Origin of the sequence: Streptomyces niger, assembly GCF_000718305.1 — a bacterium.
Taxonomy (GTDB): domain Bacteria; phylum Actinomycetota; class Actinomycetes; order Streptomycetales; family Streptomycetaceae; genus Streptomyces; species Streptomyces niger.
The window spans coordinates 50,299-69,973 of sequence record NZ_JOFQ01000024.1 but is presented as its reverse complement, the minus strand read 5'-3'; the positions used below and the strand labels follow the sequence as shown (position 1 = coordinate 69,973).

Annotated in this window: 14 protein-coding genes and 1 riboswitch; of the genes, 10 read left to right on the top strand and 4 right to left on the bottom strand. The window is 72.6% G+C overall.

The window, feature by feature from the left end:
• Positions 1 to 14 precede the first annotated feature (14 nt).
• A complete protein-coding gene (locus IF20_RS31875; protein ID WP_052868880.1) occupies positions 15 to 2,480 on the bottom strand; it encodes a DNA gyrase/topoisomerase IV subunit A in 2,466 nt (821 codons plus the stop codon).
• A 341-nt stretch (positions 2,481 to 2,821) separates the two neighbouring features.
• On the opposite strand from IF20_RS31875, the gene IF20_RS31870 reads away from it, so the two are divergent.
• The 4 genes from IF20_RS31870 (at position 2,822) to IF20_RS31855 (ending at position 7,880) form a co-directional block, all read left to right on the top strand.
• The gene (locus tag IF20_RS31870; RefSeq protein WP_110944732.1) at positions 2,822 to 4,204 is read left to right on the top strand and encodes a M16 family metallopeptidase; all 1,383 of its coding nucleotides are present in this window, start codon (positions 2,822 to 2,824) and stop codon (positions 4,202 to 4,204) included.
• A 20-nt stretch (positions 4,205 to 4,224) separates the two neighbouring features.
• Complete coding sequence (locus IF20_RS31865) at positions 4,225 to 5,592, top strand: M16 family metallopeptidase (RefSeq protein WP_407702579.1); 1,368 nt, start codon at positions 4,225 to 4,227, stop codon at positions 5,590 to 5,592.
• A gap of 369 nt (positions 5,593 to 5,961) precedes the next feature.
• Positions 5,962 to 6,117: riboswitch (cyclic di-AMP (ydaO/yuaA leader) on the top strand.
• A gap of 13 nt (positions 6,118 to 6,130) precedes the next feature.
• On the top strand, positions 6,131 to 6,949 hold the full coding sequence (locus IF20_RS31860) for a M23 family metallopeptidase (protein ID WP_052868877.1): 819 nt from the start codon (positions 6,131 to 6,133) through the stop codon (positions 6,947 to 6,949).
• Positions 6,950 to 7,220: 271 nt separating this feature from the next.
• Entirely contained in the window at positions 7,221 to 7,880 is a 660-nt protein-coding gene (locus tag IF20_RS31855) for a GntR family transcriptional regulator (RefSeq protein WP_052868876.1), read from the top strand.
• Positions 7,881 to 8,249: 369 nt separating this feature from the next.
• Here the strand turns inward: IF20_RS31855 and IF20_RS31850 are convergent, their stop codons facing one another.
• On the bottom strand, positions 8,250 to 8,531 hold the full coding sequence (locus IF20_RS31850; RefSeq protein WP_030618643.1) for an HPr family phosphocarrier protein: 282 nt from the start codon (positions 8,529 to 8,531) through the stop codon (positions 8,250 to 8,252).
• A gap of 248 nt (positions 8,532 to 8,779) precedes the next feature.
• Between IF20_RS31850 and IF20_RS31845 the strand changes: the two genes are divergently transcribed.
• From IF20_RS31845 to IF20_RS31830, 4 genes are all read left to right on the top strand, one after another.
• On the top strand, positions 8,780 to 11,638 hold the full coding sequence (locus tag IF20_RS31845; RefSeq protein WP_052868875.1) for a bifunctional acetate--CoA ligase family protein/GNAT family N-acetyltransferase: 2,859 nt from the start codon (positions 8,780 to 8,782) through the stop codon (positions 11,636 to 11,638).
• Between the two features lie 59 nt (positions 11,639 to 11,697).
• Positions 11,698 to 12,288, top strand: coding sequence for a DUF5998 family protein (locus IF20_RS31840; protein WP_052868874.1), 591 nt, complete (start codon positions 11,698 to 11,700; stop codon positions 12,286 to 12,288).
• Entirely contained in the window at positions 12,288 to 13,487 is a 1,200-nt protein-coding gene (locus tag IF20_RS31835; protein WP_052868873.1) for an alkaline phosphatase family protein, read from the top strand. The genes IF20_RS31840 and IF20_RS31835 overlap by 1 nt, the downstream gene beginning before the upstream one ends.
• 308 nt (positions 13,488 to 13,795) lie before the next feature.
• Positions 13,796 to 14,449 carry a thymidine kinase gene (locus IF20_RS31830; RefSeq protein WP_052868872.1) on the top strand — a complete coding sequence of 218 codons (654 nt, stop codon included), beginning with the start codon at positions 13,796 to 13,798 and terminating at the stop codon, positions 14,447 to 14,449.
• 220 nt (positions 14,450 to 14,669) lie between these two features.
• On the opposite strand, the gene IF20_RS31825 is transcribed toward IF20_RS31830, so the two are convergent.
• Positions 14,670 to 15,434: a VOC family protein gene (locus IF20_RS31825; protein WP_052868871.1), complete on the bottom strand. Its 765-nt coding sequence runs from the start codon at positions 15,432 to 15,434 to the stop codon at positions 14,670 to 14,672.
• A 357-nt stretch (positions 15,435 to 15,791) separates the two neighbouring features.
• Here IF20_RS31825 and IF20_RS31820 point away from each other — a divergent pair, with 357 nt between their 5' ends.
• Positions 15,792 to 16,628, top strand: a complete 837-nt coding sequence (locus IF20_RS31820) for a sulfurtransferase (RefSeq protein WP_052868870.1) — start codon at positions 15,792 to 15,794, stop codon at positions 16,626 to 16,628.
• Positions 16,629 to 16,829: 201 nt separating this feature from the next.
• On the opposite strand, the gene sepH is transcribed toward IF20_RS31820, so the two are convergent.
• Complete coding sequence (sepH, locus tag IF20_RS31815) at positions 16,830 to 17,930, bottom strand: septation protein SepH (RefSeq protein ID WP_110944726.1); 1,101 nt, start codon at positions 17,928 to 17,930, stop codon at positions 16,830 to 16,832.
• A 483-nt stretch (positions 17,931 to 18,413) separates the two neighbouring features.
• Here sepH and IF20_RS31810 point away from each other — a divergent pair, with 483 nt between their 5' ends.
• Entirely contained in the window at positions 18,414 to 19,643 is a 1,230-nt protein-coding gene (locus tag IF20_RS31810; RefSeq protein WP_199896845.1) for a hypothetical protein, read from the top strand.
• The last annotated feature ends 32 nt before the right edge of the window (positions 19,644 to 19,675 follow it).

The following is a 19,675-nucleotide window of genomic DNA, read 5'->3' as shown; positions in this document are numbered from 1 at the left end:
CGCACGAGGCGCGGCTACACCGGGCCGGCCAGCGCAGCCACCGTCTTGGTGAGGGGGACGCCGGAGCCGTCGCGGCGCGGGTCGGGGTCCGGGAGGGGGACCGGGCTGCCCTTCGCGTCGGCGGCGCGGGCCGGGGCGGCGCCGGCCCAGGCCAGCGTGAGGTGGTCCTCGCCCTTCAGGAAGCGCTGGCAGCGGACGCCGCCGGTCGCCCGGCCCTTGCGCGGGTACTGGTCGAACGGGGTGAGCTTGGCGGTACTGACGCCGTCGTCCAGGGTGCCGTGCGAGCCCGAGACGGTGAAGACGACCGCGTCGGCGGCCGGGTCGACGGCGGTGAAGGAGATGACCTTCGCGTCGGGGCCGAGCTTGATGCCGGCCATGCCGCCGGCGGCCCGGCCCTGCGGGCGTACCTGTGCGGCCGGGTAACGGAGCAGTTGGGCCTCGTCGGTGATGAAGACCAGGTCCTCCTCGCCGGTGCGCAGTTCGACGGCGCCGACGACGCGGTCACCGTCCTTGAGGGAGATGACCTCCAACTCCTCCTTGTGGGCCGGGTAGTCCGGTACGACTCTCTTCACCACGCCGTGTTCCGTGCCCAGGGCGAGGCCGGGTGAGGATTCGTCGAGGGTGGTGAGGCAGATCAGCTCCTCGCCGTCCTCCAGGGTGAGGAACTCGGAGATCTGCGCGCCGCCGGACAGGCTGGGCGCGGCGGCCGTCTCCGGTAGCTGCGGGAGGTCGATGACCGACAGGCGCAGCAGTCGTCCGGTGGAGGTGACCGCGCCGACCTCGGCGCGGGCGGTGGCAGGTACGGCGGAGACGATGACGTCGTGCTTGGCGCGCTTGGCGTCGATGTCGAAGGAACCCTCGCCGCCCGCCGTACGGGCCAGCAGGCCTGTGGAGGACAGCAGGACGCGGCAGGGGTCGTCGGCGACCTCGAGCGGTACCGCGGCGGCGGTGGCGCCGGAGGACTCCAGCAGGACCGTGCGGCGGTCGGTGCCGTACTTCTTGGCGACCGCGGCCAGTTCGTTGGAGACCAGCTTCCGCAGCTCGGCGTCGGATTCGAGGATCTTGGTCAGCTTCTCGATGTCGGCGCGGAGGGTGTCGCGCTCGGACTCCAGCTCGATGCGGTCGAACTTGGTGAGGCGACGCAGCGGCGTGTCGAGGATGTACTGGGTCTGGATCTCGCTCAGCTCGAAGCGCTCGATGAGGCGCTGCTTGGCCTCGGCGGTGTTGTCGCTGGAGCGGATGAGTCGGATGACCTCGTCGATGTCGATGAGGGCGGTGAGCAGGCCCTCGACGAGGTGGAGGCGGTCGCGCTTCTTGCCGCGGCGGAATTCGCTGCGTCGCCGCACCACGTTGAAGCGGTGGTCGACGTAGACCTCCAGCAGTTCCTTCAGGCCCAGCGTCAGCGGCTGGCCGTCGACCAGCGCGACGTTGTTGATGCCGAAGGACTCCTCCATGGGCGTGAGCTTGTAGAGGTTCTCCAGGACGGCTTCGGGGTTGAAGCCGTTCTTGATCTCGATGACGAGGCGGAGGCCGTGCTCGCGGTCGGTGAGGTCCTTGACGTCGGCGATGCCCTGCAGCTTCTTGGCGCCGACCAGGTCCTTGATCTTGGAGATGACCTTCTCGGGGCCGACCGTGAAGGGCAGTTCGGTGACGACCAGGCCCTTGCGCCGGGCCGTGACGTTCTCGACGGTCGCGGTGGCGCGCATCTTGAAGGAGCCGCGGCCCTTTTCGTACGCGTCGCGGATGCCGGAGAGGCCGACGATGCGGCCGCCGGTGGGCAGGTCCGGCCCCGGCACGTACTTCATGAGCGTTTCGAGGTCGGCGTTCGGGTGCTTGATGAGGTGCCGGGCGGCGGCGATGACCTCACCGAGGTTGTGCGGCGGCATGTTCGTCGCCATGCCGACGGCGATGCCGGAGGTGCCGTTGACGAGGAGGTTCGGGTACGCCGCCGGGAGGGCGACCGGCTCCTGCTCCTGCCCGTCGTAGTTGGGCTGGAAGTCGACGGTGTCCTCTTCGATGGACTCCGTCATCAGGGAGGTGGCGGAGTCCATCCGGCATTCGGTGTACCGCATGGCGGCGGGCGGGTCGTCGTTACCGAGCGAACCGAAGTTGCCGTGGCCGTCGACCAGCGGCAGCCGCATGGAGAAGGGCTGCGCCATGCGCACGAGCGCGTCGTAGATGGACGCGTCGCCGTGCGGGTGGAGCTTACCCATGACCTCGCCGACGACGCGGGCGCACTTGACGTAGCCGCGGTCGGGGCGGAGGCCCATCTCGTTCATTTGGTACAGGATGCGGCGGTGTACGGGCTTGAGTCCGTCGCGTGCGTCGGGCAGGGCGCGCGAGTAGATGACCGAATACGCGTACTCCAGGAAGGAACCCTGCATCTCATCGACGACGTCGATGTCGAGGATCCGCTCCTCGAAGTCCTGGGGCTCGGGGGTGCCCCCTGAGGGTCGGGTCTTCGTGCTGCGGCGGGCCATCGCGGCTGCGGCTCCTTCGCTCGAACTCGGCTTCGCTTACGGCTGGGCGTCTGCTGGTCCGGCGGGGCGGCGCGAGTGCGTGTCCGTCCTGCCGGGCGGCAGGCTCAGCGGCCGGTGCTGGCGCTCAACGGCTGAGCCTGTCGCCGACCATTGTGGCCCGCGGGTCTGACATCGCCGACCGCGACCCGTCCGTACGCCCGTCCGAGGGGAATGTGCGGCGGGCCTCGTTCCGGGGAATCTCCTTGCGGCGGGGTGCCGGGCGGGAACTTCGCCAGATGTCGGCGCGCTTGCATACAGTGACAGAACTTCCTCGCAAGCGGATCGAAGGGACGTACATGCCCATGGGTCACACGGCCACAGAACAAGCCGGGTCCGGCGGCCTGACAGCGACCGAGCACCGGCTGGCCAATGGCCTGCGCGTGGTGCTCTCCGAGGACCACCTGACCCCCGTCGCGGCGGTCTGCCTGTGGTACGACGTCGGCTCCCGCCACGAGGTGAAGGGCCGCACGGGCCTTGCGCATCTTTTCGAGCACCTGATGTTCCAGGGTTCGGCGCAGGTCAAGGGCAATGGTCACTTCGAGCTGGTGCAGGGCGCCGGCGGTTCGCTCAACGGCACCACGAGTTTCGAGCGGACGAACTACTTCGAGACCATGCCGGCGCATCAGCTGGAACTCGCCCTGTGGCTGGAGGCGGACCGGATGGGTTCGCTGCTGGCCGCGCTGGACGAGGAGTCCCTGGAGAACCAGCGGGACGTGGTGAAGAACGAGCGCCGTCAGCGGTACGACAACGTGCCTTACGGGACGGCGTTCGAGAAGCTGACGGCGATGGCCTACCCGGAGGGCCACCCGTACCACCACACGCCCATCGGGTCGATGGCGGACCTGGACGCTGCGTCTCTTGAAGATGCGCGCGCGTTCTTCCGGACGTACTACGCGCCCAACAACGCCGTGCTGTCCATCGTGGGCGACATCGACCCCGAGCAGACGCTCGCCTGGGCGGAGAAGTACTTCGGCTCCATCCCGGGCCACGACGGCAAGCAGCCGCCGCGGGACGGCTCGCTGCCCGAGGTCATGGGCCGGGAGCTGCGGGAGGTCGTGCACGAGGAGGTGCCCTCGCGGGCTCTCATGGCGGCGTACCGGCTGCCGCACGACGGCACCCGTGAGGCTGATGCCGCGGACGTGGCGTTGACGATCCTGGGTGGCGGCGAGTCGTCGCGCCTGTACAACCGCCTCGTGCGCCGCGACCGCAGCGCCGTCGCGGCGGGTTTCGGGCTGCTGCGTCTTGCGGGCGCGCCGTCGCTGGGCTGGCTGGACGTGAAGACGTCGGCCGGCGTGGAGGTGCCGGCCATCGAGCGGGCCGTGGACGAGGAGCTCGAGCGCTTCGCGGCGGAGGGCCCGACCGCCGAGGAGATGGAGCGGGCGCAGGCCCAGTTGGAACGCGAGTGGCTGGACCGTCTGGAGACGGTCGCCGGGCGCGCGGACGAACTGTGCCGTTACGCGGTGCTGTTCGGTGACCCGCAGCTCGCCCTGAGCGCCGTACAGCGCGTTCTGGAGGTGACTCCGCAGGAGGTGCAGGCGGTCGCCGCGGCGCGGCTGCGTCCGGACAACCGCGCGGTGCTGGTCTACGAGCCGACCGGGCCCGCCGAGGCCGCCGCGGTGGAGGCCACCGAGCCCGACGCGACCGCCGCCCAGCACGAGACCGAGACCGAGGAGGCGGCCCAGTGACCGACGCCGCGACCCCCACCATGACGTTCCACCCGCAGCCGCAGGCCGGACAGCCGAAGCCGTGGGCGTTCCCGGCGCCGGTGCGCGGCCGGCTCGGCAACGGCCTGACGCTGCTGCGCGCCGACCGGCCGGGCCAGCAGGTCGTCGCGGTCGAGATCAACCTGGTGGCGCCGCTGGAGTCCGAGCCCGAGGGCCTGGACGGTGTCGCCACGATCATGGCGCGTGCGCTCTCCGAGGGCACCGACAAGCACAATGCCGAGGAGTTCGCGGCCGAGCTGGAGCGGTGCGGCGCCACGCTGGACGCGCACGCCGACCACCCGGGCGTCCGCGTGTCCCTGGAGGTGCCGGCCTCGCGCCTCACGAGGGCGCTGGGCCTGCTGGCCGACGCGCTGCGCGCTCCGGCCTTCCCCGACGGCGAGGTCGAGCGCCTGGTGCGCAACCGCCTGGACGAGATCCCGCACGAGCTGGCCAATCCGGGCCGCAGGGCGGCGATGGCGCTGTCCAAGGAGCTGTTCCCGGCCACCGCCCGGATGTCCCGGCCGCGGCAGGGCACGCAGGAGACGGTGGCGCGTATCGACGCCGCCGCGGTGCGTGCCTTCTACGAGGCGCACGTGCGTCCCGGTACGGCCACCGCCGTGGTCGTCGGCGACTTTGCCGGGGTGGACCTGGACGCGGCGCTGGAGGAGACCCTCGGGGCGTGGGCGGGCTCCACCGCGGAGCCGGTCGCGGCCTCGCCCATCGTGGCCGACGACACCGGCCGTGTCGTGATCGTGGACCGGCCCGGTGCGGTTCAGACGCAGCTGCTGATCGGCCGGATCGGCCCGGACCGGCACGACCGGGTGTGGCCTGCCCAGGTGCTCGGCACGTACTGCCTGGGCGGCACGCTGACCTCGCGGCTGGACCGGGTGCTGCGCGAAGAGAAGGGTTACACGTACGGCGTGCGGTCGTTCGGCCAGGTGCTGCGCTCCTCCGCGGACGGTACGGGCGCCGCGATGCTGGCCATCAGTGGTTCGGTGGACACGGCTTCTACGGGGCCTGCGCTGGAGGACCTCTGGAAGGTGCTGCGGACGCTGGCTGAAGAGGGGCTGACCGACGCCGAGCGGGACGTGGCGGTGCAGAACCTGGTCGGCGTGGCGCCGCTGAAGTACGAGACGGCGGCGGCGGTCGCGGGGACGCTGGCCGACCAGGTCGAGCAGGAGCTGCCCGACGACTTCCAGGCGCAGCTGTACCGGCGCATGGCCGAGACCGGCACGGTCGAGGCGACCGCCGCCGCGGTCAGCGCCTTCCCGGTGGACCGTCTCGTGACGGTTCTGGTGGGCGATGCGGCGCAGATCGCGGAGCCGGTGCGGAAGCTGGGCATCGGAGAGGTGTCGGTCGTCAAGGGCTGATGCGGAGGTGGCCGGCGGCGGCAGCGGACCGCCGTCGGCTCTTGCGGTAGCGGACCGCCGCCGGCCCTCGCGGTAGCGGCTGTGAATCCGCCTGCGCCCTACGGCAGGATGGCGGGCCGGAACGGGCCGTACCGGTGCCGTCACGGACTGGCGGGAAAGCTGCCAACACCCCTCACGTAACAGGACATAAGGGATCCCGGGTCGCCAATGCGGCCCGGGATCTCTGCTTTTGTCCGGAATGCAGTAGGTGGTTGCCTGCGCGGCGTGTGGCGTCCGGCACAAACTCCCGATTCTGTTTGCTGATCATGAGATGTCCCGTTTAGCGTCGGCTCGGCTGTTCGACAGAAGTGCGCCGCACCCGCGGCCGCCGGGCAGTCATCGCCGAGTCCCCGTACGGCGCGAGCCAGGGGAGCCGGGGACCCACATGTCCCTTGGGGTGAATCGGCGCCCTCTGCGGAGGGGGCCGTAGGAGACCTTCCTGCTCCGAACCCGTCAGCTAACCCGGTAGGCGAGAAGGAAGGAAAGGAGTGCGCCGGTCATGGCGTTCACCCGTGCCACCGGCAAGCACCGCCGCCCCGGCCGTGCTGCCCGGACCACCCGCAACATCGCCGGTATGGCCGCGGCGACCGGCGTCGTCGTCTCCATCGCCTCCCCGGCGCTGGCCGCGAACGAGGACTCGGCCGCCACCACCGACGCCGGCCTGACCCGTGCCCTCGCCGACACCGGCGACCGGGTCGCCGACAACATCGTCGCGCAGGCCGACGCGCAGGAGGAGGCCGCCGAGGTCGCCGCGGCGCGCACCCAGGTCGAGGACGCGGCCGTGAAGAGCGCCGAGGCCGCCAAGAAGAAGGCCCAGGAGGAGCGGCGCAAGGCCGCCGCCGAGGCCGCCAAGAAGAAGGCCGCCAAGGCCCGCGCCTCGCGCTCGCAGGCCCGCACCACCCTCAGCCCCTCCGGTTTCGTCGCGCCGATCGCCGGCAGCTACGTCTCCACCGGCTACAAGGCCTCCAGCGGCCTGTGGTCCTCCGGCAGCCACACCGGCATCGACTTCCACGCCGCCTCCGGCACCGCCGTCCACGCCGTCGGCGCGGGCACCGTCGTCGAGGCCGGCTGGGGCGGCGCCTACGGCAACAACATCGTCCTCAAGATGGAAGACGGCACCTACACCCAGTACGGCCACCTGTCGTCCATCGGCGTCTCGGTCGGCCAGAAGGTCTCCGCGAACCAGCAGATCGCGCTGTCCGGCAACACCGGCAACACCACCGGCCCGCACCTGCACTTCGAGGCGCGCACCGGCCCGGACTACGGCTCGGACATCGACCCGATCGCGTACCTGCGCTCGCACGGCGTCAGCGTCTGAGGGTCCGCCCCGTACGGCGCACTCCGCGTACCACCCGAAGCCCCGGCCCGACGGCCGGGGCTTCGGCGTCTCCGGGAACGCTTCCGCCCCCGCGTACCCGTGCGCCCCGTTCCTCGGCCGGCACCCCTTTCACCGACCGGCACCCCTTTCGTCGGCCAAAAAATATTCAGAAATTCGTCATGGCCGTCGGAATGGGTGGCCCGGTGTCATAGAGTCACGGAAAGGCGTCGCCCGGCGGCGTTTCCAGAGGATTCCGGCGGAGGCACGGACGATGCGAGGAAATATTTCGACGCATGCGGTCTGCACGGCGATTCGCGACGACATCGTATCCGGCGCGTACCCGCCCGGCTCCCGGCTGATCGAGGAACTGCTCGCCGCCCGGTACGGCGTCTCCCGCGTCCCCGTACGCGAAGCGCTGCGCACCCTGGAGTCCGAGGGGTTCGTCACCACCCGGCGGCACGCGGGCGCGTGCGTCGCCGAGCCGACCGCACAGGAGGCCGCCGACCTCCTGGACATCCGCCTCCTCCTGGAGCCCCTGGGCGCCGCCCGCGCCGCGGCCCGCCGCTCCGCCGCGCACCTGAAGGTGCTGCGCGGCCTGGTCCGGCTCGGGCAGGCGAGAGCCCGCCACGGTGACCCCGGCGACCTGCGGCAACTGGACGGCTGGTTCCACGTGACGCTCGCGCAGGCGAGCGACAGCGCCAGCATGACGGCGCTGCTCATTCAGGTGCGCCGCAAGATCGACTGGGTGTACGCGGTCGACCTGGGCGGGACGTCGCCGGGGGACGTGGACCGGTACTGGCAGGAGCACGGCGCCATCGTGGACGCGGTGGCGCGCGGCGACGCCGAGCGCGCTCGCGCGCTCACGGCCGCCCACCTGGAGCACGCGCTGCCCGCCCACCGGCTGCGCCACCCGGCGCCGGCGGTGAGGTGAGCGAAACCGCCCGTACACATGACGCGCGCCCGGAATTAACACCGCTGCCGTATACAAGACCTGAGGAAAGCGACGCCCCTTCTTCGGTGTGCTCGAATTTCTTTGGCGTGCTTGCATTTCTTCGCGCGCTCGAATTCTCGGATGGCCGCCATGCGTGCGCGCCGCTTTATTTCCCCGTCGTGGTAATCGGCTCGGGTGGACCGGTTCGACACTCGCGGTGGAACTCGTTCGACAATTGCGTGGGGCCCGGCAGCGTCCACTGTCCGGCGGACGCGGAACGGCCCCGCCCGTGCCCCCGTGCGGGGGCCACCGTGGCGGGGCCGTGAGAGGCCGTTCCGGCGGCGTGCGGCCGCCGGGGTGCCCGAAGGGTCAGACCGTCTCCGGGAGCTCCTCCAGGCCCTCGGAGACGAGCTTCGCCAGGCGGTCCAGCGCGGCGTCGGCGCCCTCGGCGTCCGAAGCCAGCACGATCTCCTCGCCACCCTGGGCGCCCAGGCCCAGGACCGCGAGCATGGAAGCGGCGTTGACGGGGTTGCCGTCACCCTTGGCGATCGTGACCGGCACGCCGGATGCGGTGGCCGCACGGACGAAGATCGAGGCGGGGCGGGCGTGCAGACCCTCGGCCCATCCGACATTGACGCGGCGCTCAGCCATTGTGTTGCCCTTCGGGTCGGAAAAGTTGTCTAGACCAGTGTCTCACGCGGGCACCGGTGGTCCGGTGTGCCCAGCCCGCGCGAGCGCTCGGATCCTAAGAGTCCAAGCCTGCGTCACGCCCACGCTGTACGCATGCTGAGACCCGGTCGTACGCACCGTCCCGTCGCCGGGCACATACGGTCGTCTCCGTGCCGGCCCCCGGCACTTCGCACGACCCCCCGGGGGGCAGCCGGTCGTACGCTGTCCGCATGGAGACGCCGTCGGATACCGCCGCCTACCCCGCCCACTGGGAAGCCGACGTGGTGCTGCGTGACGGCGGCACCGCCCGGATCCGCCCCATCACCCCGGCCGACGCGGAACGCCTGACCTCCTTCTACGAGCAGGTCTCCGACGAGTCGAAGTACTACCGCTTCTTCGCGCCCTACCCCCGGCTCTCCGACCGCGACGTGCACCGCTTCACCCACCACGACTACGTGGACCGGGTGGGACTCGCCGCCTTCGTGGGCGGCGAGATGATCGCGACGGTCCGGTACGACCGCATCAACGCCGACGGCCGGCCGGCCACCGGCCCCGACGCCGACCAGGCCGAGGTCGCCTTCCTCGTCCAGGACGCCCACCAGGGCCGCGGCGTGGCCTCCGCACTGATGGAGCACATCGCGGCGGTCGCCCGCGAACGCGGCATCCGGCGCTTCGCCGCCGAGGTGCTGCCCGCCAACACCAAGATGATCAAGGTGTTCACGGACGCCGGGTACACCCAGAAGCGCACCTTCGAAGACGGCGTCGTCCGCCTCGAATTCGGCCTGGAGCCCACCGAGCAGTCCATGGCCGTCATGCGCGGCCGCGAGCACCGCGCCGAAGCCCGCTCCGTACAGCGGCTGCTCGCCCCCGGGTCCGTCGCCGTCATCGGCACCGGCCGCGCCCCCGGAGGCGTCGGCCGCTCCGCCCTCCGGAACATCCTCGACTCCGGCTTCACCGGCCACACGTACGCCGTCAACCACGCCTTTCCCGAAGGCGGCAGCACGCTGGACCCGGAGGGCGTACCCGCCTACCGCTCGCTCCGCGACATCCCCGACCCCGTCGACCTGGCCGTCGTCGCCGTGCCTGCCGCCCACGTGCCCGACGTCGTACGGGACTGCGGCGAACACGGCGTACAGGGGTTGGTCATCCTCACCTCCGGATACGCCGAGGCCGGCCCCGAAGGACGCGAGAAGCAGCGCGCCCTGCTGCGCCAGGCCCGCTCCTACGGGATGCGCCTGGTCGGCCCGAACGCCTTCGGCCTGATCAACACCGCACCCGGCGTCCGCCTCAACGCCTCCCTCTCGCCCCGCCTGCCCGGCGCCGGCCGCGTCGGCCTCTTCACCCAGTCCGGCGCGATCGGCATCGGACTGCTCAGCGCCCTCCAGGAGCGCGGCTCCGGGGACGGCGCCATCGCCGGCGTCTCCACCTTCGTGTCGGCCGGCAACCGCGCCGACGTCTCCGGCAACGACCTCCTCCAGTACTGGTACGAGGACCCCGCCACCGACGTCGCGCTGCTCTACCTGGAGTCCATCGGCAACCCCCGCAAGTTCACCCGGCTCGCCCGCCGCACCGCGGCCGCCAAGCCCGTCGTGGTCGTCAAGGGCGCCCGGCACAGCGGCACCGTCCCCCTCGGCCACACCGTCCCCACCACCCGCATCCCCGACTCCACCGTCTCCGCCCTGATGCGGCAGGCCGGCGTCATCCGCGTCGGCACCGTCACCGAACTGATCGACGCGGGCCTGCTGCTCGCCTCCCAGCCGCTGCCCGCCGGCCCCCGGGTCGCGATCCTCGGCAACTCCGAAGCGCTCGCCCTCCTCGCGTACGACGCGTGCCTCACCGAGGGCCTGCGCCCGCAGCGCCCCCATGTGCTGCCCTTCGCCGCCACGACGGCGCAGTTCCGCGCGGCACTGGCCGAGGCCCTCGCCGGCGACCGCATCGACGCCGTCCTGATCACCACCATCCCGTGGGTCGCCGAGGGCAGCAGCGCGGACCCCGAGGAGATCGCGGCCCTCGCCACCGCCCTGCGCGAGGCCGCGGCCGAGGGGCCCGCCAAGCCGGTCACCGTCGTCCACCTCGCCATGGAGGAACTCGCCGGGGCACTCTCGGGGACCACCGAGGGGGCGGTCGACGAACCCCCCGCCCCCGCCGCCGCGCCGGAAGCCGACGAGGACGCCTCCCAGGCGCCGCGGACGCGCCCCGGCGGCCTGCCCCGCATCCCGGCCTACCCCGCCGCCGAACGGGCCGTACGCTCCCTCGCCGAGGCTGTCCGGTACGCCGCCTGGCGCCGCGAGTCCGCAGCCCCCGGCAAGGTCCCCGAGTACGACGACATCCAGGAGGCCGCGGCCGGCGCCGACATCGAGCGGCTGCTCGACGAGCTCACCACCGACGCCGAACCGCACCGCTCCGTCGCGCTGCCCGCCGACGAGGCCGCCGCCCTCCTGGGCCGCTACGGCATCCGCGTCCGCGCCGCCCTCCCCGCACCCGACGCGGACGCCGCCGTACGCGCCGCAGAGGCCCTCGGCTACCCCGTCGCCCTGAAGACCACGGCCCCTCACCTGCGGCACCGCGCCGACCTCGGAGGCGTCCGCCTCGACCTCCCCGGAGAACACGCTCTCCGCCGCGCCTACCAGGAGCTCACCGACTTCCTCGGGAAGCCCGAAGAGCTGCGCCCAGTGGTGCAGGCGATGGTGCCCCGCGGCGTGGACACTCTCATCCGCGCCTCCATCGACCCCGCGGCCGGCGCCGTCCTCTCCTTCGGGCTCGCCGGCGCCCCCTCCCAGCTGCTCGGCGACACGGCCCACCGCCTCATCCCCGCCACCGACCGCGACGTCGCCGAACAGATCCGCTCCATCAGGAGCGCGCCGCTGCTCTTCGGGTGGCGCGGCTCGCAGCCCGTAGACAGCGCGGCCCTGGAGGAGCTGCTGCTGCGCCTCTCCCGGCTCGTCGACGACCACCCCGAGGTCGTCGGCATCGACCTGGAACCGGTCGTCGTCGCCCCCCAGGGGCTCTCCGTCCTCGGCGCCTCGGTGCGCCTGGCCCGCCCCCCGGCCACCACCGACCTCGGCCCCCGCCGCCTCCCCGTGTACTGACGCCCGGCCCCCGTCGCCTGCGGGCCGTACCCGCCCCGGCGCCCCGTAGGATGGACCCCATGGCTAAGACCGGTACGACGACCCAGGGGCTGCGCGCGGCGATCGAGCGCAGCGGCTATTACCCGGCACTCGTGGCCGAGGCGGTGCAGGCCGCGATCGGCGGCGAGCCCGTGGTGTCGTACGTGGTCCACCAGGAGACGACCTTCGACGCCAATGAAGTGCGGCGCCACGTGACCGTCCTGGTCCTCACGGACACCCGCTTCATCGTCAGCCATACCGACGAGCAGGCCGCCGACGCCACGTCGCCGACCCCGTACGCCACCACCTCCACGGAGTCGGTGAAGCTCGGCCGCATCTCCTCCGTCGTCCTCAGCCGCGTCGTCGCCAACCCCGAGGCCTACACCCCGGGTCAGCTGCCCCGCGAGGTCGTGCTGACCATCGGCTGGGGCGCCGTCGCCCGCCTCGACCTGGAACCCGCCAGCTGCGGCGACCCGAACTGCGAGGCCGACCACGGCTACACCGGGTCCTCCACCGCCGACGACCTCTCGCTGCGCGTCAGCGAGGCCGGCGACGGCCCGGACACCGTCCGGCAGACGCTCGCCTTCGCGCAGGCGCTCTCCGAAGCCACCGCCGCCTCGGCCGCCCGCTGATGGCGGGTTACGCCGTGGACCCGGCGTCCGCCTGGCCCGAACCGCTGGACCTCGACTCCGCGCCGGTACCCCGCTACGGCACCGGCTCGCTCGCCGACCTGCTGCCCGCCATCACCGCCGGCCAGGGCCTTGCACACGCGCAGCCGACGGGCCTGGAGCTGGCCCCCGCCGACCGCGCCTGCGTCTTCCTGATCGACGGCCTGGGCTGGGAGCTGCTGCGCGCTCATCCGGACGAGGCGCCCTTCCTGTCCTCACTGCTCGGCACGTCCATGAACGGCACCGGACGCCCCATGACGGCCGGTTTCCCGTCCACCACGGCCACCTCCCTCGCCTCGGTCGGCACCGGCCTGCCACCCGGCGCGCACGGCCTCGCCGGGTACACCGTGCAGGACCCCGGAACGGGCGCGCTCATGAACCAGCTGCGCTGGTACCCGTGGACCGACCCGCACGCCTGGCAGCCGTACCCCACGGTCTTCCAGCAGGCGCACGCGGCGGGCATCCACACCTGCCAGGTCTCCGCGCCCGACTTCGCGAGCACCCCGCTCACCCAGATCGCGCTCAGCGGTGGCACGTTCCACGGCAGGCTCTCCGGCGAGGAGCGGATGGACCTGGCCGCCGAGCAGCTCGCCGCCGGCGACCGGTCGCTGGTCTACACGTACTACTCCGAGGTCGACGGCAAGGGGCACCGCTACGGCGTGGACTCCGATGCCTGGCGCGGCCAGCTGATGTACGTCGACCGGCTCGCGGAGCGGCTGGCCGAACAGCTGCCGCCGCGCTCGGTCCTGTACGTCACCGCCGACCACGGCATGATCGACATCCCGTTCGACCCCGACTCCCGCGTCGACTTCGACGAGGACTGGGAGCTGAGCGCGGGCGTCCGTCTCCTGGGCGGCGAGGGGCGCTGCCGCCACCTGTACGCGCACCCGGGCGCGGCCGACGACGTGCTCGCGGTCTGGCGCGAGGTGGTCGGCGACCGGATGTGGGTGGCCGGGCGCGAGGAGGCGATCGCCGCCGGCTGGTTCGGGCCGCGCGTCGACGACCGCGTACGAGGCAGGATCGGAGACGTGGTGGCCGCCGCGCACGCCGACATGGTGATCATCGCGAGCGAGACCGAACCGCGTGAGTCGGCCATGGTCGGCATGCACGGCTCCATGACCCCCGTCGAACAGCTCGTCCCCCTCCTGGAAGTCCGCACTTGACGGCCAGGAGGTCCGCCCGCAGCTGACGGCGCCTACGGCGTTGTCAGTGGCACCCGCTACTGTGCTGAGCAGGGGTTCTCGCTCCCCCCATGGGGAAAGTGAGAGGCGAATCGATTCGTCGGTACGGCCCATCGATACGTCGGTACGGCGCTCGGTACGTCGCGTCGATACGTCGGTACGGCGAGCGCTCGGCCCTCCTCACGGCGAGCGCTCGGGCCTCCTCCCCAACTCCCTCTCATAGCTCCCCCTCGAACAACCCGATTGGCGTCGGTACGGCCCGACGCGCCCGAAAGGCGACCACATCCCCCATGGCTGAACTGGTGTTCTTCAGCGGCACGATGGACTGCGGGAAGTCGACGCTCGCGCTGCAGATCGAGCACAACCGCTCGGCCCGCGGCCTGCAGGGCATGATCTGCACCCGGGACGACCGGGCGGGCACCGGCCGGCTCTCCTCGCGGCTGGGCCTCGCCGTCGACGCCGTGGAGGTCGCCGACGACCTGGACTTCTACGCCTACGTCGTCGGCCGCATCAGCTCCGGGGCCCGCGTCGACTACGTCATCGCCGACGAGGCGCAGTTCCTGACCCCCGACCAGATCGAGCAGCTGGCCCGGGTGGTGGACGACCTGGCGCTGGACGTCTTCGCCTTCGGGATCACCACCGACTTCCGCAGCAAGCTCTTCCCCGGCTCCCAGCGGCTGGTCGAACTGGCCGACCGCATAGAGGTGCTGCAGGTCGAGGCGCTGTGCTGGTGCGGTGCCCGCGCCACCCACAACGCTCGTACGGTCGGCGGGCAGATGGTCGTCGAGGGCGACCAGGTGGTCGTGGGAGACGTGTACGCGGCCGGGACCGAGGTCGGGTACGAAGTGCTCTGCCGGCGCCACCACAGGCGCCGCCAGACGGCCGCGTCCGCGCACGCCGCCGCGCTCTCCCCGGACGTCCTCCCGGTCGACGCGGGGGAGTGACCACACGGGCCGAAGGGGACAGCGGGTCAACGGGGGAGTGAGACGACGGGACAGCGGGTCAACGGGGGACTGGGACGACGGGGCTCGAAGGGACGAGAGCCGGCGGGGTATGAATACGAAGGGGACAGCGGGCCGACGGGCCCGGCGAGGACATACAGCTACCGGCCGGGGCGAGGCCCGGTGGGCGGTCCGGTCACCGCGGGGCCCGTGGGCGGTCCGGTCACCGCTGGATCACTCTGAATTCCGCGCCCTCCGGGTCGGTGACCACCGCCAGCCGCCCGTGGGACGAGTCCTGCGGGCGGCCGACCACCTGACCGCCCAGCTCCGTGACGCGGCGGGCCGCCGCTTCCGCATCGGAGACGGCGAAGTACGTGGTCCAGTGCGGCCCCCGCTCCCGGGGGAGCGCGTCGCCCACGCCCTGAATGCTCGCCATCGGGCGCCCCTTGAGGCACAGCGTCAACCGGTCGGGGCCGGGCCCCGCCTCCGTCTCGAAGCCGAAGACGTGCTCGTAGAAGGTGCAGGCCTCGGCGGCCTCCCGCGTCACCAGTTCGTTCCACACCAGGGCGCCGGGCTCGCCCACCACCGCGGTGCCCTTCATCGTGTGGCCCTGCCAGACCCCGAAGACCGCGCCCTGCGGATCCGAGGCGAGCGCCATCCGCCCCGCTCGGTCGGCGTCCAGCGGGCCGACCCCAACCGTGCCGCCGCAGGCGCGGATGCGCTCCGTTGCGGCGTCCGCGTCGTCGCTCGCGAGGTACGGCGTCCAGGCGAGGGGCAGGTGCCGCTCCGGTGGCAGCACGCCGATGCCCGCCACCTCACGGCCGGCGAGCAGCGCCCTTACGTAGGGGCCGAGTTGCTGCGGCCCGGGCCGGAACTCCCAGCCGAACAGCGCGCTGTAGAAGGCCTGCGTGGTGGACATGCCGTGCACCATGAGACTCACCCAGCACGGGGTGCCGGGCACCCGCGGACTCGCTGCCTCGGTCGTCATCGTCGCTCGCTCCTCGGACCATCGGGGGACCGTATGGGTAGGGCTGTGCCGTGCAGATGCTCGCACCCTCGGGTGCGTGGTGCGGGTCGGCCGCGCCGCCCGTCGCGCGAAAGGTGTGAACCGGGTGTGCGGTGGTGCCGGAGAGCGCTCGATGTGATGACGCAGGTTCGTTTCTTCCGATGTCACCGCCCAGCGTGAAGAACCGCTGTCACCGTCCGATGTGAGGACCGCTGTCACCGCCGAAAGACCGCTGTCACCGCCCGGTGCGACGGCCTCCTCGTGCCCCGCTCTCCGCCATTCCGTACGGACTTGGCCCTGATCGGCGTGGCCCCGCCGTGACTGCGCAAGGATGGGGCCATGAATGCCATCATCTCCGCTTCCGAACTGGCGAGCGAGCTCGCGGGCGGTACGCCTCCGGTGCTTCTCGACGTCCGCTATCAGCTCGGAGGCCCGCCCGGACGCCCCGAGTACGAGGCGGGCCACCTGCCCGGCGCCTTCTACGTGGACCTGGAAGGCGAACTGGCCGGGCCCGCCGGCGCCGCGGGCCGGCACCCTCTCCCGGACCCGGAGGTCTTCACCGCCGCGATGCGCGCGGCCGGCGTCTCCAAGGACCGCGAGGTGGTCGTGTACGACGGCGCCCAGGGGTGGGCGGCTGCCCGGGCCTGGTGGCTGCTGCGCTGGGCCGGGCACGAGGCCGTACGGGTCCTGGACGGCGGCCTGGCGGCGTGGCGGGCGGCGGGCGGCGAGCTGACCGGCGAGGAGCCCGCTCCCGAGCCCGGCGATTTCACGATGGCGCCCGGTGCGCTGCCGGTGCTGAACGCCGACGAGGCGGCCGCTCTGGCCCGTCGCGGGGTGCTTCTGGACGCGCGGGCCGGGGAGCGTTACCGCGGCGAGGTGGAGCCGATCGACCGGGTCGCCGGCCACATCCCCGGGGCGCGCTCCGCGCCGACGACCGAGAACGTCACCGCCGACGGCACGCTCCGGCCGGCGGCCGAGCTGGCCGCGCGGTTTGCCGCCCTCGGGGCCGTGCCGGACGCGGAGGTCGGCGTCTACTGCGGCTCGGGGGTCTCCGCCGCCCAACAGGTCCTGGCGCTGGCCGTGGCGGGCGTACCGGCCGCCCTGTACGTCGGCTCGTGGAGCGAGTGGTCGTCCGACCCGTCCCGCCCGGTGGCCACGGGAAGCGACGCGGGCTGACCGGCCCGCCGGTGCCCTGGCCGGGCGCGGGGCCAGCGGAGGCGTGAGCCCGCAGGCCCCTTACGGAACGCAGCGCTGCCGGGGACGCTTACTGCGCCCCGGCAGCGCTCAGGCAGCGTCCCTGCAGGACCGTTTCCGCACCGGGGGATTCGGTCGGTGGGAGCGTTGATCGGGCCGGCCGTGCGCCTGACCGCCAGGCGGTCAGGCGTCCGGCTTCTTGCCGCGCCGTGTACCGAAGACGATCTCGTCCCAGCTGGGCACGGCGGCGCGGCGGCCGGGGCGGACGCCGTCCGCTTCGGCCTGGCGGTCGGTGGTGCCCGTGAGCCGGTCCCGGTGTCCCGCGACGGCGCGCGGCATCAGTACGTCGGCGTACGCGGAGCCCGCGCCCGCGCTCGCCGCCGGGGCCGGCTCCTCCTCGACCTCGGCCTCGGTCGCCGGCTCGTCGTCCGGCGGCGTCTTCGGTTCCGGGACGACCAGGTCGCCGCGGAAGCTCGGCACCGCCTCCAGCAGGCTGGTCAGCGAGTCGCGCGGGTCCCGCTCCTCCAGCTCCTCGGCCGACGCCGCGGGGACGTCGTCCTCGAGGTCCGGCGGCGCGGGGCGCTCCGCGGGCTGCGGGCGGTCCAGGGACCGGTCCAACGGCCGGTCGCGGGGCAGCCGTGCGATCCGCGGGACGAACGGGAAGCTCGGTTCCGGGGTGTCGTCGGTCTCGCCGATCAGCGCCCGCGCCTCGTCGTCCACGGCCTGCACGAGCCGCCGGGGCGGGTCGTACGTCCAGCTCGCGGAGTGCGGCTCGGCCGCAACGCGGTAGACCAGCAGGACCTCCCAGGTGCCGTCGTCGCGGCGCCAGGAGTCCCACTGCACGCTGTCCTTGTCGGCGCCGCGCAGCAGCAGCCGCTCGGCGACCGCCTCGCCCAGCTGCGGACCGGTGTTCTCGCCGGGGCGGCGTACGGGTGTCTTACGGGCGCGCTCGGCCATGAACGCGCGCTCTGCCAGTACGGGGCCCTCGAAGCGCCGCACCCGGTCGACGGGGATGCCGGCGAGCTGGGCGACCTCCTCGGCGGATGCGCCGGCCCGTATGCGGGCCTGGATGTCGCGTGGCCGGAGGTGGCTCTCCACCTCGATCTCGATCTGGCCCAGGCGTGCACGGTCGTTGCGCACCGCGGCACGCAGCCGCTCGTCGATCGGCAGCGTGTACTCGGTGCTGTCCGCAGCCTTGAGCACCAGCCGTGTGCCGTCGTTCGAGACGGCCACGACACGCAGTTCGGGCATGGGGACCTCCCGGGTGGTGCCTGCCGACGTCACGTGCGTCGCTGCTTCCGCTAGTCGAGTGTGGCCTGCCCGGGTGCAGCCTGCCACAACATTGCCGAGTTGCCCGGCGCGTCAGGCTGTGGCCCTGAAACGCCGTTATGACACGGTAACCAGTTTGCAACCTCCGGTGACCGTACCGGTTGCCCTGTCTACCAGTACCCCGTGCCGAGTGGCGGCACCCCGGGGCGAGCGCCGCCTTGGGCCCCTCCCGTGGGTCCGGGCAGCCGGACGGGTAACCGGGGCCAGGATTCGCAACAGTACTCCATTCGGACCACCGGGGTGGGCCGCCGCGCCGCCAAGTTTTCGCTGGACAACGGAGTTCGGTCGCCTTGTCGACCTCTCTACTTCCGGGGGCTGCGGCGACGTACACCGAAAATGTGACCTGCTTCACAGAAACGCCAGAAACGGAACTATTCAGTTCGCCCAAATGTCCCTTCTGTGTGCAAGACCGATCGAAGCGTCGATCAAGGGCGTGGAATGGACGACAGAACCGATAGCCAGACAAAGAAGACCGGGAAGGAGAAAAGGCTCGACCTGAGCGTCCCCCAAGTGGCGGGCAGCGCGCTCGCCGCGGCGGTCGCCGCCTACCTGGCCGGTCGGCTCGGCGTCTACGGGACGGTCATCGGCGCCGGCGTGGTGAGCGTGGTCGCCACCACGGGCGGGTCGATCTTCCAGCACCTCTTCCGCCGCACCGGTGAGCAGGTCAAGGAGGCGACGGTCAGTACGCGGCCCAGGCCACGCCGCCGTCAGCAGCTCGGTGGCCGGGCGGCCGCCTCCGGTGCGTACGCGCGCGAGGCCTCCCGGCCCGGACCGGGGTCCGGGCCGGGTGTGACGATGGTGCTGCCCACGTTCGGGCGTGACGGTGCCGAGGACGAGGTCACCTCTGTCGCGGCGGCCATGGACCGGGCCGCCGACCGTGATCCCGCGAGCGCTGCCGCTGGGACGGACGACGCTACCCGGGCGATGCCCGTGCTGTCGGAGGTGGCCACCCGGGCGCTCTGCCCCACGGCCCCTGAAGGCGCGGAGGACGAGACCCGTCCCGTGCCGCGGCGCGACGCGCGCACGATGGCGCTGCGTACGGTGGCGGAGCCGTCCGCCGCGGCCTCCGTGGAGCCGTCCGACGGTGCCCCCGAAGGGGAGCCGCCCGCCGGTGCTTCGGTGGCGGAGACCTCGGGCGAGGAGATCAGCCGGACCGTCTACGGCACCCGGTGGCGGGGCCGGCGCCGTACCTGGCTCGTGGGCCTGGCGGTCTTCCTGCTCGCGATGGCCGGGGTGACCGCCTTCGAGCTGGCCACCGGGCACGACGCCTCGGGCGCTCGCGGCACGTCGGTCACCAACCTCTTCCGGCCCGGCGGTGGCGGCAACGCCCCGTCGACGCCGACGCCGTCGCCGAGCACGTCCACCGGGGACACGGAGAAGGGCGGCGGCGCCACCGAGTCACCGACGCCGCAGCCGGACTCCTCGGACGACGGGTCCCCGTCGCCCTCCAGCTCGGATCCGGCCGGGGACAGCGGTACGGAGAACGGCTCGGACGGCGCGTCCACCTCGCCCAGCCCGTCGCCGAGCGACGGCGACGAGTCCTCCTCGGACCCGGCGCCCACGCCGACCGACGGGGCCGACGGTGACGCGACCGACGACCAGGACGCGGGGAGCGACTCCGGCAGCGCGCAGGGCGCCGGACAGTCCCAGGCTCCCGGCTCCTCCTGAAGCGGCTCCTCCTGAAGCGGGGCGGTGGCCCC

Bases quoted from the DNA above. Each gene is read 5' to 3' on its own strand.
- IF20_RS31875 (WP_052868880.1), bottom strand. From the start codon at position 2,480: ATGGCCCGCCGCAGCACGAAGACCCGACCCTCAGGGGGCACCCCCGAG.
- IF20_RS31870 (WP_110944732.1), top strand. From the start codon at position 2,822: ATGGGTCACACGGCCACAGAACAAGCCGGGTCCGGCGGCCTGACAGCG.
- IF20_RS31865 (WP_407702579.1), top strand. From the start codon at position 4,225: ATGACGTTCCACCCGCAGCCGCAGGCCGGACAGCCGAAGCCGTGGGCG.
- IF20_RS31860 (WP_052868877.1), top strand. From the start codon at position 6,131: ATGGCGTTCACCCGTGCCACCGGCAAGCACCGCCGCCCCGGCCGTGCT.
- IF20_RS31855 (WP_052868876.1), top strand. From the start codon at position 7,221: ATGCGAGGAAATATTTCGACGCATGCGGTCTGCACGGCGATTCGCGAC.
- IF20_RS31850 (WP_030618643.1), bottom strand. From the start codon at position 8,531: ATGGCTGAGCGCCGCGTCAATGTCGGATGGGCCGAGGGTCTGCACGCC.
- IF20_RS31845 (WP_052868875.1), top strand. From the start codon at position 8,780: ATGGAGACGCCGTCGGATACCGCCGCCTACCCCGCCCACTGGGAAGCC.
- IF20_RS31840 (WP_052868874.1), top strand. From the start codon at position 11,698: ATGGCTAAGACCGGTACGACGACCCAGGGGCTGCGCGCGGCGATCGAG.
- IF20_RS31835 (WP_052868873.1), top strand. From the start codon at position 12,288: ATGGCGGGTTACGCCGTGGACCCGGCGTCCGCCTGGCCCGAACCGCTG.
- IF20_RS31830 (WP_052868872.1), top strand. From the start codon at position 13,796: ATGGCTGAACTGGTGTTCTTCAGCGGCACGATGGACTGCGGGAAGTCG.
- IF20_RS31825 (WP_052868871.1), bottom strand. From the start codon at position 15,434: ATGACGACCGAGGCAGCGAGTCCGCGGGTGCCCGGCACCCCGTGCTGG.
- IF20_RS31820 (WP_052868870.1), top strand. From the start codon at position 15,792: ATGAATGCCATCATCTCCGCTTCCGAACTGGCGAGCGAGCTCGCGGGC.
- IF20_RS31810 (WP_199896845.1), top strand. From the start codon at position 18,414: ATGGACGACAGAACCGATAGCCAGACAAAGAAGACCGGGAAGGAGAAA.